At 65.0% G+C, this 14,345-nt stretch carries 15 protein-coding genes; 5 read left to right on the top strand and 10 right to left on the bottom strand.

The window, feature by feature from the left end; translation table 11 throughout:
• Nucleotides 1-85: 85 nt before the first annotated feature.
• The 3 genes from NV401_RS18215 to NV401_RS18225 all read right to left on the bottom strand — a co-directional run bounded on the left by NV401_RS18215 (nt 86) and on the right by NV401_RS18225 (nt 3,380).
• Nucleotides 86-391: an SWIB/MDM2 domain-containing protein gene (locus NV401_RS18215; protein ID WP_261295883.1), complete on the bottom strand. Its 306-nt coding sequence runs from the start codon at nt 389-391 to the stop codon at nt 86-88.
• 40 nt (nt 392-431) lie between these two features.
• On the bottom strand, nt 432-632 hold the full coding sequence (locus tag NV401_RS18220; RefSeq protein ID WP_261295884.1) for a hypervirulence associated TUDOR domain-containing protein: 201 nt from the start codon (nt 630-632) through the stop codon (nt 432-434).
• 108 nt (nt 633-740) lie between these two features.
• Nucleotides 741-3,380, bottom strand: a complete 2,640-nt coding sequence (locus NV401_RS18225; protein ID WP_261295885.1) for a TonB-dependent receptor — start codon at nt 3,378-3,380, stop codon at nt 741-743.
• A 229-nt stretch (nt 3,381-3,609) separates the two neighbouring features.
• On the opposite strand from NV401_RS18225, the gene folE reads away from it, so the two are divergent.
• Genes folE through NV401_RS18240 form a run of 3 tightly spaced genes read left to right on the top strand, consistent with a single transcriptional unit; the run spans nt 3,610 to nt 5,328 of the window.
• Nucleotides 3,610-4,230, top strand: a complete 621-nt coding sequence (gene folE / locus NV401_RS18230; protein WP_261295886.1) for a GTP cyclohydrolase I FolE — start codon at nt 3,610-3,612, stop codon at nt 4,228-4,230.
• A gap of 2 nt (nt 4,231-4,232) precedes the next feature.
• Nucleotides 4,233-4,982 (top strand): SDR family oxidoreductase, encoded by a 750-nt coding sequence (locus tag NV401_RS18235; protein ID WP_261295887.1) that lies wholly within the window; start codon nt 4,233-4,235, stop codon nt 4,980-4,982.
• A complete protein-coding gene (locus NV401_RS18240) occupies nt 4,975-5,328 on the top strand; it encodes a dihydroneopterin aldolase (protein ID WP_261295888.1) in 354 nt (117 codons plus the stop codon). Before NV401_RS18235 ends, NV401_RS18240 begins: the two co-directional genes overlap by 8 nt.
• Before the next feature lie 97 nt (nt 5,329-5,425).
• Here the strand turns inward: NV401_RS18240 and leuA are convergent, their stop codons facing one another.
• On the bottom strand, nt 5,426-7,090 hold the full coding sequence (gene leuA / locus NV401_RS18245; RefSeq protein WP_261295889.1) for a 2-isopropylmalate synthase: 1,665 nt from the start codon (nt 7,088-7,090) through the stop codon (nt 5,426-5,428).
• Nucleotides 7,091-7,361: 271 nt separating this feature from the next.
• Here leuA and NV401_RS18250 point away from each other — a divergent pair, with 271 nt between their 5' ends.
• Nucleotides 7,362-7,778: a BLUF domain-containing protein gene (locus NV401_RS18250; protein WP_261295890.1), complete on the top strand. Its 417-nt coding sequence runs from the start codon at nt 7,362-7,364 to the stop codon at nt 7,776-7,778.
• Nucleotides 7,779-7,954: 176 nt separating this feature from the next.
• On the opposite strand, the gene NV401_RS18255 is transcribed toward NV401_RS18250, so the two are convergent.
• From NV401_RS18255 to miaA, 5 genes are all read right to left on the bottom strand, one after another.
• Nucleotides 7,955-8,587: a YceI family protein gene (locus tag NV401_RS18255; RefSeq protein ID WP_261295891.1), complete on the bottom strand. Its 633-nt coding sequence runs from the start codon at nt 8,585-8,587 to the stop codon at nt 7,955-7,957.
• Between the two features lie 117 nt (nt 8,588-8,704).
• Nucleotides 8,705-9,724 carry a ketol-acid reductoisomerase gene (ilvC, locus tag NV401_RS18260; protein WP_261295892.1) on the bottom strand — a complete coding sequence of 340 codons (1,020 nt, stop codon included), beginning with the start codon at nt 9,722-9,724 and terminating at the stop codon, nt 8,705-8,707.
• 125 nt (nt 9,725-9,849) lie between these two features.
• Nucleotides 9,850-10,365 carry an acetolactate synthase small subunit gene (ilvN, locus tag NV401_RS18265; protein WP_261295893.1) on the bottom strand — a complete coding sequence of 172 codons (516 nt, stop codon included), beginning with the start codon at nt 10,363-10,365 and terminating at the stop codon, nt 9,850-9,852.
• Complete coding sequence (locus NV401_RS18270; RefSeq protein ID WP_261295894.1) at nt 10,365-12,113, bottom strand: acetolactate synthase 3 large subunit; 1,749 nt, start codon at nt 12,111-12,113, stop codon at nt 10,365-10,367. The genes ilvN and NV401_RS18270 overlap by 1 nt, the downstream gene beginning before the upstream one ends.
• A gap of 81 nt (nt 12,114-12,194) precedes the next feature.
• Entirely contained in the window at nt 12,195-13,121 is a 927-nt protein-coding gene (gene miaA, locus NV401_RS18275; RefSeq protein ID WP_380816984.1) for a tRNA (adenosine(37)-N6)-dimethylallyltransferase MiaA, read from the bottom strand.
• On the opposite strand from miaA, the gene serB reads away from it, so the two are divergent.
• Nucleotides 13,120-14,001, top strand: a complete 882-nt coding sequence (gene serB / locus NV401_RS18280) for a phosphoserine phosphatase SerB (RefSeq protein ID WP_261295896.1) — start codon at nt 13,120-13,122, stop codon at nt 13,999-14,001. The two genes, miaA and serB, sit on opposite strands and share 2 nt — an antisense overlap.
• 58 nt (nt 14,002-14,059) lie before the next feature.
• Here serB and NV401_RS18285 read toward each other — a convergent pair.
• The coding region (locus NV401_RS18285) for an SPOR domain-containing protein (RefSeq protein WP_261295897.1) at nt 14,060-14,345 on the bottom strand (286 nt) is incomplete at its 5' end.

The following is a 14,345-nucleotide window of genomic DNA, read 5'->3' on the forward strand; positions in this document are numbered from 1 at the left end:
GTAGGCCGCGTGTTCGAATCTCGCCGGGGGCACCATTCAGCATCGGTCTGGCCGATGCGCACGGCGCCCCCGTTGAGGGGCGGGCTCAGGCCTTGACGTGCTGCGAGATATACTTGTTCATCTCGAACATCGTGCACTTGTCGCGACCGAACACCTTCTTCAGCTTCTCGTCGGCCAGGATCTCGCGCTTGTTCTCCGGGTTCTGGAGGTTGTGTTCCTTGATATAGACCCAGACCTTGCTGATCACTTCGCTGCGCGGCAGCTTGTCGTTGCCGACGATCTCGCCGAGCTCGGGCGACGGCTGCACGGGGGCGTGGATGCCGCCGGTCTTGGGGGCCGCGTCCTTCTTGGGAGCTGCTTCCTTCTTCGGAGCCGTTGGAGTCTTCGCCATAAAATTTCCTTCCTGATGTGCCGTTCAAGCCGACATCGGTTCACGCCTTCTTCAGCGCGCTCTCCTTGTGCGCTGCCTTGCCGCCATTGTCACTCCTAACAATGAATTCCGGATTTTCCGGCGATGCGGCGACTTTGTGGCCCTTGATCGTGGTCGGGCTGGTCTGTTTTTTCTCGACCGTGCCGTGCGCGGTGCCGCCGTGCGATTTCCACGTGACCTCGTCGCCTTTCTTCAGTGTCATGTCGTTTCTCCTGCCGAGCATATTCAGCGCGGCAGCGGAGGATTGGTTGCATGAAAAAGCCCCCGATGCAGGCTGCACCGAGGGCTTTTTCCGTCGATCCGAGTAACTTCAGAACTTGAAGCGCCCGGTAAGCCCGTAGGTGCGCGGCTGGCTGGGATAGCCGGAGATGCTGCCGGTCTGCGCGACGGCCGGGAAGAAGGTGATCAGATAGCGCTGGTTGTTGACGTTGCGGCCCCAGGCCGAGATCTGCAGGCCGTTGGCGAATTCCAGCGTGGCGGCGAGATTGATCTGGCTGACCTTGCGGCTGATATCGAGCGCACCGTTGGCGATGCGGGTCTTGCTCTCGAACTGATAGTCGCCGCGCAGCAGCAGCTTGAGATCGGGGTTGATCTCCTGCGTGTAGGTCGCGCCGGTCGATACGGACCATTCGGGAATGTCGCCGGGGCGCGTGCCGGTCAGGTTGGTCGGCACCACGGTGAGGGCGGGGCCGATCGCCCCGCCATTGTCGAACGAGTCATATTTCGGATCGAGATAGGTCACTGCCAGGTTGAGCGACAATGGCCGGACCGGCGTCACGCTGCCGTCGAACTCCACGCCGAACACCGATTCCTTTTCGGCGTTGAGCAGCGAAAAGCCGGTGCCGGTGAAGACGTTGCTCTGGAAGCCTTTGATATACTGCTTGAACACCGCGATGTTGAAGGCGAAGTTGCTGTACTGGCCCTTGATGCCGACTTCGTAGACGCTGGATTTTTCGGGGCCGGCATAGCGCGAACCGGTCGTCAGGTTGGGCAGCGCCAGGCCGGCCGCGCGAATCGGCGACGTGGCCGGATTGGTCACCGGCGAGCCGGGAATGAAGTCGCTTGCGAACGGGCGGGAGTCACGCGACAGGTTGAAGGACGATGCCTTGAAGCCCGTGGCGTGCGTGGCATAGACGCTGAGGTTGCTGTTCGCCTTGTAGGCGAGGCGCAGCGTGTAGGACAGATTGTCGTCGTCGGTCTTGCCGCTCTCCACCGCATTGGGGAAATTCAGGAAGGGCGGCGTGAACTGCAAGGCGCGCAGCGCGAGCAGCGGGTTGACCGCGGCATTGGACTGGTTGGCCGCACCGAACGCCGCCGCGCCCGCCTGAATTTGCCCGAAGATCGCCGGCTGGGCGGCAGCGAAGCCCTGGATCTGCGCCGCATTGGCCTGGCCCGGCAGACCCAGCGCCTGGCCGACGGTGGTGGCGATTGCCTGCTGCGTCAGCACCTGACGGCCGATCGCGGTGAAATCGAGCGCCGAGAAGGCGTCGGTGCTGGTGACGTCCGAAGCGACCTTCTTCTTGTCGCGGGTATAGTTGAGACCGGCGGTAAAGGTCAGGCCGTCGGTGATCTCGTAATCGGCCTGGCCGAAGATCGAATAGGAATTGTCGCGGTAGCGGAACTTGTCGAACAGACCGGTGCCGGCCGGGAAGAAGGTGCCGACCGGTACGCCGAGAATGGCCTCGACCGTCGGAATGGCGTTGTTGCTGAGCAGATTGACGTATTGGCGGAACTGGGTGCCCTGTACGAGATCATCCTCGACGTTGATCTTCTCGTGGAACAGGAAGCCACCGAGCAGGAAGTTGAACGGCCCGTCGAAATTGGAAGCGAGGCGCAATTCCTGCGTATAGGTGTCGATGTCGGTGCGGTTGGCGTTGGCGCCGATGATATCCGCGCTGGTGAAATCGGAATCCTGGTTGGTACGCAGCTTGACCCCGCGATAGGACGAGATCGAGGTGAGGGTCAGCTGGTCGGTCAGATCGAAATCCGCCTGCAGCGAGATGCCGTAGTTCTTGATGTTATTGGTCGACGCGCGATTGGTGTAGACCCGGTTCGAGAAAGGATTAGCGGAATCGATCTGGCCGCCGAGCGCGCGGACCGCATTGCCGGTCGGCCCGTCGATGATGTTGCCGACCGCGCAGCAATTCTCGTCGATCTTGTCGTAATCCCCGATTAGGCGGAATTTGATCGTCGAGCTCGGCTGGAACAGCAACTGGCCACGAAAGCCGTAGCGATTGCGGTTGTTGGTATCGTCGTTAAGCGCGAGATCCTTCACATAGCCGTCGCGACGGTTGTAATTGCCGGCCAGGCTGAAGGCGAGCGTCTCGGAAATCGGCCCGGTAACGTCGGCCTTGAGCACCACGGCATTGTAATTGCCATAGGTCGCCTCGGCCGCGCCGCCGAACTCGAAGCTCGGCTCGGCGGTGACGACGCTGATGATGCCAGCGGAAGCGTTCTTGCCGAACAGGGTCGATTGTGGCCCGCGCAGCACTTCGACACGCTTGAGGTTTGGCAGATCGGTGATCTGGGCGGCCGAGCGCGAGCGATACACGCCATCGACGAACACGCCGACCGACGGCTCGATCCCGGCATTGTTGGCGCCGTTGCCGAACCCGCGAATGATGAAGTTGGTATTGGCCGAGCTCTGCAGCTGTGCGACGCGCAGCGAGGGGACGACCGACTGGAGATCGTTGAGGTCGCGGATCTGCGCCTGTTCGATCGTCTGCGCGCTGGTGACCGAGACGGCGACCGGCGTGTCGAGCAACGTCAGCTCGCGCTTGGTCGCGGTGACGATGATGTCCTGGTCCTGATTGTCGCCGGCCTGGTCGGCGCGGCTGGTGCTGTCGTCCTGCGGCGCGGCGGCCAGCGGTCGCGACGATTCCTGGCCATAGGCCGGCATGGCGGCAATCAATGCCAAAGCGGATACGGCGAACACGTCACGATGCTTCATGGTGCAATCCCCTCTCTAATCGCCGCGGCTCTGATGGCTGCTGACGAAGTCCAATGGTGAACGGACCGACGCTAGCGCTCGCCCGAAAGCGCCGTCAATCGGAATTGCGCAGAAAACTGCGGGCTTGCGGGACAGTTGCTCAAATGAGACAGGTGCCGCCACCAAGTCATTTTGGCGAAACGATGCTTGCCGTAACGTAAAGCGCCCGAATCTGTTCAAGGATGCCCGCATGACCGATCTTCCCGACGAGCCGGCAGGAGGCGATATGATCGCGCAGCCAGCGAAAATCGCCGTGCCCGAGGATGTTCAGGCAGCGATCCGTACCTTGATCCGCTGGTCCGGCGACGATCCCGACCGGGAGGGGCTGGTCGATACGCCGGCGCGGGTGGCGCGGGCGTGGAAGGAATATTGCAGCGGCTATGGCGACGATCCGGCGCATCACCTGTCGCGCGTGTTCGAGGAGGTCGGCGGCTATGACGAGATCGTGCTGCTGAAGGACATCCCGTTCCAGTCGCATTGCGAGCATCACATGGCGCCGATCATCGGCAAGGCGCATATCGCCTATCTGCCGCGCAACCATGTCGTCGGCATTTCCAAGCTGGCACGCGTGCTGAACGCCTTTGCCCGCCGCCTGCAGGTGCAGGAGCGGCTGACTGCGGAAGTGGCGGACTGTATCTGGGACAATCTCAAGCCGCACGGCGTCGCGGTGGTGATCGAGGCAAGCCACGCCTGCATGACCGCACGCGGCGTGCGCACCGCCGGCGTCGGCATGGTCACCAGCCGCATGATGGGCGTGTTCCGCGATGACGAGCGCAGCCGCAAGGAAGTGCTCGCGCTGATGCACAGTTGAGCATGGCGCGCACCGTTATGGTCACCGGCGGCGCGAAGCGGCTCGGCAATATTATCGCGCGCGCGCTGGCCGCGCGGGGGCACCGCGTGGTGATCCATTACGCGTCGTCACGGGCCGCGGCCGAGTCACTCGCGGCAGAGATCGGTGCCGCCGGGGTGGTGCAGGGTGATCTCGCCGATACGGCGGGGATCGACGCGCTGTTCGCGCGGGCGCGGCGCGTGGCGGGCGGCCCGATCGACGGGCTGGTCAATAGCGCGTCGGCGTTCGACTATGATACGCCGCCGAGGCTGGATCCCGCGCTGCTCTCGCGGCTCTATGCGATCGGACATTCGGCGCCCGCCTTGCTGGCATCGGCGCTGGCGCGGCAGGACGACATCAAGGATGGCGCGGTGGTCAATCTGCTCGACCAGAAAGTCGCCAATCTCAATCCCGATTTCTTTTCCTATACCGGCGGCAAGGTCGCGCTGGCCGGGGCGACGGTGATGCTGGCGCAGGCGCTGGGCCCGCGCATCAGCGTCAACGCCGTGGCACCGGGCCTGTCGCTGCCGAGCGGCGACCAGACCGAGGCCGAGTTCCGCGCGGTGGCATGCGAGAACGTGCTGCGCCGGCCGGTCGAGCCCTCGGACATCGCCACGGCGGTCGACTTCCTGCTCGGCGCGCGCGGCATTACCGGCCAGACCGTCTATGTCGATTGCGGCCAGCGCTTGCTGCCCCGCGCGCGCGACGTGATGTTCGAGCGCCAGCGTGGCTGAGTTCACCACGCTCCTTGATCGCCTGACGGTGATGATCCGGCTCGGCATCTATGCGCATGAGGTGGAGCCGCAACGCGTGACCATCTCGGTCGAGATGACGGTCGACTATCCTGCCCCGCTCGGCGAAGATGCGATCGAGCAAGTGCTTGACTACGATTTCGTCCGTGAGGGCATCCTGGCGCTGGCGGCCGAGCGCCGCTTCGCGCTGCAGGAGACATTGTGCGAGACCATCGCCGCACTGTGCCTGAGCGACACACGCGTGAAGAAGGTACGCGTGCGGACGATGAAGACGGATATCTATCCCGATGCCGGGATCGGCTGCGAAATCGTACGAACCCGCAACTAACGCACCGTGTTCCTGCGACCGTAGGAACCCAGGGCGATCAGGAGCATCGCCTGCGACCCTAGGCTCCTGCGTGCGCAGGAGCACGGCTAACGAAGCGCTAAGCCCGGTTCGCCGCGCTCAGCATCGCACGCACGCTGGCGGTAGCGATATCCGTGTCGAGCCCGACGCCGAACACGGTCCGTCCGTCCACCGTCCGGCATTCGACATAGGCCGCCGCCTGCGCGTCCGCGCCGTGCCCGATGGCATGCTCGTTATAGTCGACGACTTCGAGCGTTACGCTACAATCCTCGCGTAAGGCATCGAGAACGCTGGATATAAGCCCATTGCCCCGGCCGCTGATCGAGCGCTCCTCACCGTCCAGCCGCACCTTGCCGACAAAGGTGCGCGGCGGGCCGCCGGGGGCGTGGCTTTCCTGGTAATCGATCAGCGCGAAGCGATCGAGGCCGCTTGGCAGATAGGTCGCCTCGAACCGGCCCCAGATATCGGCGGCATTGAGTTCCCGGCTGGTCTCGTCGGCCATCGCCTGAACGTGGCGGCTAAAATCGGCCTGCAGTCGCTTGGGCAGCTTCAGCCCCTTGTCCTGCTCGATCACCCAGGCGACGCCGCCCTTGCCGGACTGCGAGTTTACGCGGATCACCGCTTCGTAGCTGCGCCCGAGATCGGCCGGGTCGATCGGCAGATAGGGCACTTCCCACAGCGGATCGTTCTTTGCTTCCTGCGCCGCGAAGCCCTTCTTGATCGCGTCCTGGTGGCTGCCCGAAAACGCCGTGAACACCAGATCGCCGGCATAAGGGGTTCGGGGGTGGACGGGGAGGTTGGTGCAATAGTTGATGGTGTTGACGATGCCATCAATGTCCGAAAAATCCAGCTTCGGATCAACACCTTGCGTGTACATATTCAGTGCCACTGTGACGAGATCGCAATTGCCGGTGCGCTCGCCATTGCCGAGCAGACAGCCCTCAACGCGATCCGCGCCGGCCATCAGGCCCAGTTCCGCCGCGGCCACGCCGGTGCCGCGATCGTTATGCGTGTGGAGGCTGATCACCACGCTGTCGCGGTTGGGAATATGCCGCGCGAACCATTCGATCTGATCGGCATAGATATTGGGCGTGGCGCATTCGACCGTCGCGGGCAGGTTGAAGATGATCGGCCGCTCGGGCGTCGGGCGCAGCACCTCCATCACCGCGGCGCAGACCTCGACCGAGAAATCGAGCTCGGCGGTCGAGAAGGTTTCCGGCGAATATTCGAACGTCCATTCGGTATCGGGCTGCGCCGCGGCGCAGTCGCGCAGGATCTTGGCGCCCTCGATGGCAATGCCGCGCACTTCGTCGCGCGTCATGCCGAACACGATCTTGCGCCAGGCGGGGCTGACGGCATTGTAGAGATGCACGATCGCCCGCGGGCTGCCGCGCAACGATTCGAAGCTGGTCTCGATCAAGTCGCGGCGCGATTGCGTCAGCACCTGGATCTGCACGTCGTCGGGCACGTGCCCGGTCCTGACCAGCCCGGAAATGAAATCGAATTCGGTCGCGCCCGCGCTCGGGAAACCGACTTCGATCTCCTTCAGCCCGACCTTGACCAGCAGATCGAACAGCCGCGTCTTCTTCTCTGCGTCCATCGGATCGATCAGCGCCTGATTGCCGTCGCGCAGGTCGGTCGAGAGCCAGCGCGGCGGGCGGGTGATCGTCTTGGACGGCCATTGCCGGTCCGGCAGGTCGATCTGCGGAAAGGGGCGGTATTTGGCGGAAGGGTCGCGCAGCATGATGGGTCTCGCTCGGTGCTCGAAAACGTCGTTCGGGGCGGGGTGTCCCTTAGGCGGGATCGCACGCGGCCGATACGGGCACGCGGCGAGGGTACGCGCCTAAGGGCGCGTAAGTCGAAGCAGCGAAAGGAGCAGCGCCTGCGTCATTATGCCAAAGCCTAGCGCGCGCGGCGGCGCGCTGTCCACCCTTTACCCGGCGAAGCACGGCATTACCGCGGAAAAATTGATTTCGCGCAATTTCCAACGTTGTTGACTTGGGTAATAGGGCGGCATGGACTCTATCGCTACTCCGCTTCGCCAGCTCCTCTATGTCAGCTCCAGCAATCCCAGGGGCGCCAAGATCGACGTGCCCGAGGTCGTCGCGCAATCGCGCCACAACAACGCGCTGGATGGCGTGACCGGTCTGCTGTGGAGCGATGGCAAGCGTTTCCTGCAGGTCCTGGAAGGGCCGGCGGACAGCGTCGCCACGACGTTCGCGCGAATCAAGGCGGACACGCGGCACCATGCGATCGTGGTGCTGCACGAGCGCGATATAGCCGCGCGCGAATTCGGTACCTGGACGATGGCGCAGCGCGTGCCGGGCGACAGCGCGGATGCGTTCGACGAACGGATCCGCCGGCTGCTGGAGAATGCGTCCGAGACAGTGCGCGGCAACTTCCTCGGGCTGATCGCCGCGCGGAACGGCTGAGGCGATCGCTGCCGCTAGTTAGCGATAGGTTCTCCTGCGAAAGCAGGAGGCCAGAGCCGCAAACGCAGCTTTTGTGACCCTGGGCCCCTGCTTTCGCAGGGGAACGGTTCGGCTTGAGTGCGACGTTCGCCGACCTGACTGGGTCGGGGGCGAGCCGGAGCCCGCCCCCAGCCAGCTTATTTCTGGAACGCGACCGCGATCTTCAGCTTCACCGCGTCCGACACGACCGGCAGCGCGCCGTTGATGCCGAACTGGCTGCGGATCAGCGTGGTGGTCGCCTCGAAGCCGACATTTTCCTTGCCGCCCATCGCCGCCGGGCTCTTGCCTGCGCCGTAGAAGGAGACGTCGAGCGTGACCGGCTTGGTCACGCCGTTAAGCGTCAGGTTGCCGGTGACCATCGCCTTGTCCTTGCCGACCGGCTTCACCGAGGTGGAGACGAAATGCGCATCCGCCGGGGCCGGGCCGAAGAAGTCGGGCTTGCCGCCGTCCTTGCCGGCGCGCAGCAGATGGCCGTTGAGGCCGGCGCTGGTGGTCAACACCTTCGACACCGGGATGGTGATGTCGACGGTGGCCGCGGCGGGCTTCTTGGGATCGAGATTGAGCGTGCCAGTGATGTCGCCGAACAGGCCGAAATAGGGCGTGAAGCCGAGATGATCGACTTCCCAGCTGATCAAAGTGTGGCCGGGATCGGCGGTATAGGTGCCGCCGGTGACGAAGCTGGCATTCTTCTGGCCGGGAAACTGGCCCGCTTGCTGGGCGATCAGCGGTGTGGCGATCAGGGCGGTGGCAGCGAGTAGGATGAGGCGCATCGTGGTTCTCCTGTTGTTGGAACCATGCTGGCGCAGTGCAGGGGTGCGGTCAAACCTATGTCGAGCAACCCAGTGTTTCAAATCCTCCCCCGGCGTGCCGGGGGAGGATCTGGAAGCTCAGTTCTTTGCCTTGTCGACCAGCGCGTTCTTGCCGATCCACGGCATCATCGCGCGCAACTCGCTGCCGATCTTCTCGATCGGATGGGCCAGCGCCTGCTTGCGCGACGCCTTGAGCTCGGGCTGGCCGGCGCGGTTGTCGAGGATGAAGTTCTTGACGAAACGGCCCGACTGAATGTCCTCCAGCACGCGCTTCATCTCGGCCTTGGTCTCCGCCGTGATGATCCGCGGGCCGGTGGTGATGTCGCCATATTCCGCCGTATTGCTGATCGAATAGCGCATGTTGGCGATGCCGCCCTCATACAGGAGATCGACGATCAGCTTGGTCTCGTGCAGGCATTCGAAATAGGCCATTTCCGGAGCATAGCCGGCTTCGACCAAGGTCTCGAACCCAGCCTGGATCAGATGCGTGATGCCGCCGCACAGCACCGCCTGCTCGCCGAACAGATCGGTTTCGCACTCCTCCTTGAAGTTGGTCTCGATGATGCCGCTGCGCCCGCCGCCGACGCCGCTGGCATAGGCCAGGCCGATATCGTGCGCGTTGCCGCTCTTGTCCTGATGGATCGCGATGAGGCAGGGGACTCCGCCGCCGCGGACATATTCGGAGCGCACGGTATGGCCCGGGCCCTTCGGCGCGATCATGATCACGTCGAGATCTTCGCGCGGCTCGATCAGCCCGAAATGCACGTTGAGACCGTGGGCAAACGCAATCGTCGCGCCCTGCTTGAGGTGATCGTGCAGGTCGTCGGCATAGATCGCCGCCTGATGCTCGTCGGGGGCGAGGATCATCACGATGTCGGCCCAGGCCGCGGCTTCCTTGTTCGATTTGACCGCAAAGCCGGCGTCGATCACCTTCTTGGCGGTGGCCGAGCCTTCGCGCAGCGCAATCGCGACATCCTTGACGCCGCTGTCGCGCAGGTTCTGGGCATGGGCATGGCCCTGCGAGCCATAGCCGACGATGGCGATCTTCTTGTCGCTGATGAGGTTCAGATCGGCGTCGCGATCGTAATAGACACGCATTCTTCTTGGTCCTTTTGCTACGTCATCCCGGCCTTGAACCGGGATCCCGCTTCTCCATCGGTCGACGAAGGCAGCGGGACCCCGGCTCAAGGCCGGGGTGACGGTGGTGTTTGGTTGGTCGTTAACTAAGCCGGATCTTTGCCGCGCGCCATCGCGACGATGCCGGTGCGGGCGACCTCGATCAGCCCGACTTCGCGCATCAGCATGATGAACGTATCGATCTTGTCCGGGCCGCCGGTCACTTCGAACACGAAGCTCGAGGTCGTCGCATCGACCACGCGGGCGCGGTAGACATCGGCGAGGCGCAGCGCCTCGATGCGGTGATCGCCGGTGCCCTTGACCTTGACCAGCGCCAGCTCGCGCTCGACATGCGGGCCCATCGCGGTGAGGTCGCTGACCGAATGGACCGGGATCAGCCGGTCGAGCTGTGACAGGATCTGCTCCATCACATGATCGGACGCGCTGGTCACGATCGTGATCCGGCTGACTGCCTTGTCGGCGGTGACGTCCGACACGGTCAGGCTCTCGATATTGTAGCCACGCGCGGTGAACAGGCCGGCGATGCGGGCGAGGATGCCCGGCTCGTTATCGACCATGATCGCCAGCGTATGGCGCTTGGCGGCTTCTTGCGTGATATGCATCAGACGAGGGCCTTCGCTGCGTCGTCCATTTCGCCGGACACTTCGGCGCCCTGCAGGATCATTTCGGTATGCGCCGCGCCCGACGGGATCATCGGGAAGCAGTTGGCGAGCTGGCTGACCATGCAATCGACGATCACCGGGCCGTCATGAGCGAGCATCTCGGCGATACCGCTGTCGAGCTGGTCCATCGTCTCGATGCGGATGCCCTTCCAGCCATAGGCTTCGCCGAGCCGGACGAAATCGGGCAGCGAATCCGAATAGCTCTCGGCATAGCGGCTCGAATAGGTCAGCTCCTGCCACTGCCGCACCATCCCCATATATTGGTTGTTGAGGATGAAGATCTTGACCGGCAGGCGGTATTGCGTCGCCGTGCCGAGTTCCTGGATGTTCATCTGGATCGAGGCCTCGCCGGCGATGTCGATCACCAGCGCGTTGGGATTCCCCATCTGCGCGCCGATCGCCGCCGGCAGGCCGTAGCCCATCGTGCCGAGCCCGCCCGAGGTCAGCCACTTGTTGGGCTGCTCGAAATCGAAATGCTGCGCGGCCCACATCTGGTGCTGGCCGACCTCGGTGGTGATGATCGGGTTGCGCTTGTGCGTCGCCTCCCACAGCGCACGGATCGCGCGCTGCGGCATGATGTCGGAGGGCAGATCGGTGAAGCCGAGGCAGTTCTTGGCGCGCCACCCGGCGATCCGCTGCCACCAGTCGGTGAGATCGGGCTTGGGATGCTGGCGGGCCTTCCAGATCTTGATCATGTCTTCCATCGCATGGCCGACATCACCGACGATCGGCAGATCGACGCGCACCGTCTTGTTGATCGAGCTGCGATCGATATCGACATGGATCTTGACGCTGTTCGGGCTGAACGCGTCGAGCCGGCCGGTCACGCGATCGTCGAAGCGCGCACCGAGGCAGATCACCAGATCCGCCTCGTTCATCGCGAAATTGGCTTCGTACGTGCCGTGCATGCCGAGCATGCCGAGCCACTGATCGGACGAGGCGGGGAGCGCGCCCAGGCCCATCAGCGTCGAGGTGACTGGCGCGCCGGTGATCCGCGCCAGTTCGCGCAGCATCTGGCTCGCCGCCGGGCCCGAATTGATGATCCCGCCGCCGGTGTAGAAGATCGGCCGCTCGGCGGCCGCGATCAGGTCGACCGCGCGCTCGATCAGGGCGCGGTCCGCCTTGATCTGCGGGCGATAGGTCTTGTGCTGGATCGGGCCGGGCTTGGTATAAGCGGCGGTGGCGATCTGCACGTCCTTGGGGATGTCGACGACCACCGGGCCCGGGCGGCCCGAGGTGGCGATGTGGAACGCCTCGTGAATGATCCCGCCCAGTTTGGCCGGGTCCTTCACCAGGTAGTTATGCTTCGAGCAGTGCCGCGTGATGCCGACCGTATCGGCTTCCTGGAATGCGTCCGAGCCGATCAGCGACGTCGGCACCTGGCCGGTCAGCACGACCATCGGGATCGAATCCATCAGCGCGTCGGTGATCCCGGTGACCGCATTGGTCGCGCCGGGGCCGGAGGTGACGAGCACCACGCCGCACTTGCCGGTCGCCCGGGCATAGCCCTCGGCGGCGTGCGTTGCCGCCTGTTCGTGGCGCACCAGCACGTGCTTGATCCGCTTGGAGCGGAACAGCGCATCGTAGATCGGCAGGACGGCGCCCCCCGGATAGCCGAACACGACCTCCACGCCGAGATCGCACAGCGCCTCGACCAGGATATCGGCTCCACTCTTCTCAGGCGTCATTGGATCATCCTTAACGTTGCCGCACCGCAATAGCGGCCGGCGAGGGGTGCGGCTACCCGTATGATTCGTACGCGTCAACCGCTATAGTTGTAATAATCTTTCGCATTGCTCGACATGGTCGGCTGTTTCCGATGGCGCGAGACGCGGCCAGCCCGCCGGGGGCTGGTTGCGAAACCAGGTATATTGGCGCTTGGCATATTGGCGCGTCGCCAGCCGGAGTCGCTCCAGCGCCTGGTCCCGGGTGAGGTCCCCAGTCAGCCAGCCGGCAATCTCGGCCACGCCAATCGCGCGGCGCACCGACCAGGCGGCGGGAATGTCGGCGCGGGCGAGCAACGCCGCGACCTCGGCGACCGCGCCCTGCTCCAGCATCAGCGCGGCACGCTGGTCGCAGCGGGCGAGCAGCCAGTCGCGCTCGGGCAGCAGGATCGCCGGGCGGAGATCGACCTGGCCGGCAATCCCGCCCTCCAGGTGCGCTTGCCAGTCGGCCAGCGTGCGCCCGGTCGAGCGCACCACTTCCAGCGCGCGGGCGACGCGGGTGGTATCGGCCGGGGCTAGGCGCGCGGCGGCAGCGGGGTCGGCGGCGAGCAAGCGGGCATGCGTCTCGGCGACGGGCAGCGCGCGCACCTCTTCCCGGATCGCGGGATCGATCTCGGGGATCGGCGCGATGCCGTCGAGCAGGGTACGGATGTACAGGCCGGTGCCGCCGACCAGGATCGGCAGCTTGCCCTGCGCCTGCACCTCGGTGATCGCGCCCCGCGCATCCGCCGCCCAGCGCGCCGCGGAGCAGCTTTCCGCGCCGTCGATATAGCCGAACAGGCGGTGCGGCACGCGCGCCTCGTCCGCTTCGCTCGGGCGAGCGGAAAGGATGCGCAGATTGGCATAGACCTGCGCGCTGTCGGCATTGATCACCACGCCGTCATGGCGTTCGGCCAGATCCATCGCCAGCGCGGACTTGCCGCTGGCGGTCGGCCCTGCGATGAGCGCCAGCTTCGGTAGGGAGTTACGCATGTTCATCGCCACGCTGATAGCACCGGGCACGCTGGCCGGGGGCGATATTTCCGCCGCGCGTGATCGGCTTGCCGCGGCGGGCTGCGCGCCGGGCGAAACGATGTGGCTGGACGATGGGTACGCCGCCGACCTGCGGTTCGACGCAGCGCCCGACGCCGCGCGCATCGCGCTGGAAGGCGCGGTCGCGGCGACCGATATCGTCGTGCAACCGGCGCTTGGCCGCGCGAAGAAGCTGCTGATCGCGGACATGGATTCGACCATGATCACCGTCGAATGCATCGACGAACTGGCCGACTATGCCGGCATCAAGCCGCAGATCGCCGAAATCACCGAACGCGCGATGCGCGGCGAGCTGGAATTCGAGGCGGCGCTCGACGCGCGGGTCTCGTTGCTCGCCGGGCTCGACGATGCGGTGATCGAGCAGTGTCTGCGCGAGCGCGTGGCGATCATGCCCGGCGCCGTCGCGTTGGTGCGCACGATGGCGGCGCGCGGCGCACTGACCATTTTGGTGTCGGGCGGCTTCACGCGCTTCGCCGAGCCGGTCGCGGCGGCGATCGGGTTCGACCGCGCGATCGCCAACCGGCTGCTGGTCGAGAATGGTGCACTGAACGGCAAGGTCGCCAAGCCGATCGTGGGGTCAGCGACCAAGCTGGATACCTTGCTCGCGGCGCGCACGGAGCGCGGGCTGGCCGACAGCGAAACGCTGGCGGTGGGCGATGGCGCGAACGATCTGGCGATGATCGAACGCGCCGGGCTGGGCGTGGCCTATCATGCCAAGCCGATCGTCGCCGCCGCGGCCGCGGCGCGAGTTGATCATGGGGATCTGACGGCGTTGCTCTATGCCCAGGGGATCAAGCGGGCGGAGTGGGTGACGGGGTGATCCATTTTGGCGCTGCCCCGGCCTTCGCCGGGGAAGCGTAACAAGCAACGAAGCCAGCTTACCCCTTGGTCGGCACGCACGGCTTGACCGCCGCGCAGGCACGCGACGCTTCCGCGCTCGATCCATATGGTCCGACCAAGAGCCGGGTCAGCGCACCGCTCTTGACGTAATAAGGCTGGCGCCCGGCGAACCGCCCGGCGACCTGGCCCCACAACCGGCGCGCATTGCCGGGATCGCCGAACGCGCCGAGCTGCACGCGCCAGCTGCCGCTCGCGGCAACCGGGGCGGCCGGCGCCGGGCGTGGTTCCGGGCGGGCGGGGCGGGGCGCGGCGGCCGCGACGGTC

The organism is Sphingomonas hylomeconis, from assembly GCF_025370105.1.
Lineage (GTDB): Bacteria > Pseudomonadota > Alphaproteobacteria > Sphingomonadales > Sphingomonadaceae > Sphingomonas > Sphingomonas hylomeconis.